General features: G+C 73.1%; 2 protein-coding genes. Both read right to left on the bottom strand.

What is annotated here, in order from left to right:
• On the bottom strand, positions 1-461 hold a 461-nt coding region (locus D588_RS0118215), incomplete at its 3' end, for a glycosyltransferase (protein WP_017916995.1).
• The coding region (locus D588_RS0118210; protein WP_017916994.1) for a glycosyltransferase family 4 protein at positions 458-1,198 on the bottom strand (741 nt) is incomplete at its 5' end. The genes D588_RS0118210 and D588_RS0118215, both read right to left, overlap by 4 nt.

Genomic DNA, 1,198 nt, shown 5'->3' with positions numbered 1-1,198 from the left:
ATGGGCGCGCTGGCGGCGGTCACCGCACTCGCCAGGCGCAACACCAGCGCCTCGCGCAGCCGTCCCTGCCATTTGCGCCGGCCGCCGTAGCCGATCGCATGCAGTACGACCAGTTCGCCGCCGGCGATGTGCACCAGGCTCGGCCGCCGCAGCCAGCGCGCTGCCGCCACCGCGATCAGGCTGCAGTGGCCGGAAAACAGCGACTGCACCACGTCGAACGGCGCGCGGCGGTGCTCGGCGCGGATCGCGGCGATCGCCCGCCAGCGCGTACGCGCCGCGCCGATATTGTGGATCCGCGCGCCCAGCAGGTCCCATTGCGCCGGCAGCGGTTCCTGGTGCAGCACGAAGACGTGTAATTCATGCACGCGCGCCAGCCGCTCGATCAGGCTCAGGAAGGCCGGAATCACCCGGTACTCGCCGCTGCGGTCGACGCCGCCCGGTACCACCAGCGCCAGCTTCATGCCGCGCTCCGCGACGTGGCACCGAGCAACTGCGCATAGGCGCGCGCCCAGCGCCGGCCGACTGCCGCGAACGACAGCTGCGCATCGAAATGCGCGCGCACCAGCGCCCGCGACGGCCCGTCGCGCGAGGCCTGCAGCAGCGCGGTGGCCAGGCGTTCGGCGTCGCCGCAGGGCCACAGCGCGCCGACCCGGCCGCCGTCGCTGAGCGCACGGAACGCCGGGATGTCGGTCAATACCGGCACCGTGCCGCAGGCATAGGCCTCCAGCGCCGCGTAGCCGCAGCTCTCGCCCAGGCTGCCGGACACGAACAAGTCGGCCGCGCGCATCAGGGTCTGGATCTGCGCGTGCTCCACCCGGCCCAGCAGGTGCACGCGGCCGGCCAGCCGCGGATCGGCCTGCATGCGCTGTTGCACCACCGGCAGCAGCGGCGCATCGCCGAACGCGCAGAACAGCTGCAGCCCGCTCAGTTGCTCGCTGGCGCGGGCCACGCCGTCGAGCACGGTGAGCGGATCCTTGCCCTCGCTCAGATGGCCGACCCACAGCACGCAGGGCGCGCCATGCAGCCCGCTGTCGCGGCGCGCCTGGTCGCGCTCGCCGGGAGTGAAGCGGCAACTGGATTCGGGAATGGCGAACAGGCGCGTGGATCCGGCGAACAGTCCGGCGCCGACGAAACCGCGCGCCAGCTCCAGCGAGGTGAAGGCGATGCCGGCGGCGGCGGCGTACCAGCGCCGCCACTG

Origin of the sequence: Xanthomonas sp. SHU 308 (assembly GCF_000364645.1) — a bacterium.
In the GTDB taxonomy this organism is placed as follows: Bacteria; Pseudomonadota; Gammaproteobacteria; order Xanthomonadales; family Xanthomonadaceae; genus Xanthomonas_A; species Xanthomonas_A sontii.
Note: the sequence above shows the minus strand (reverse complement) of the source record. Positions and strands in the feature narration are given on the sequence as shown.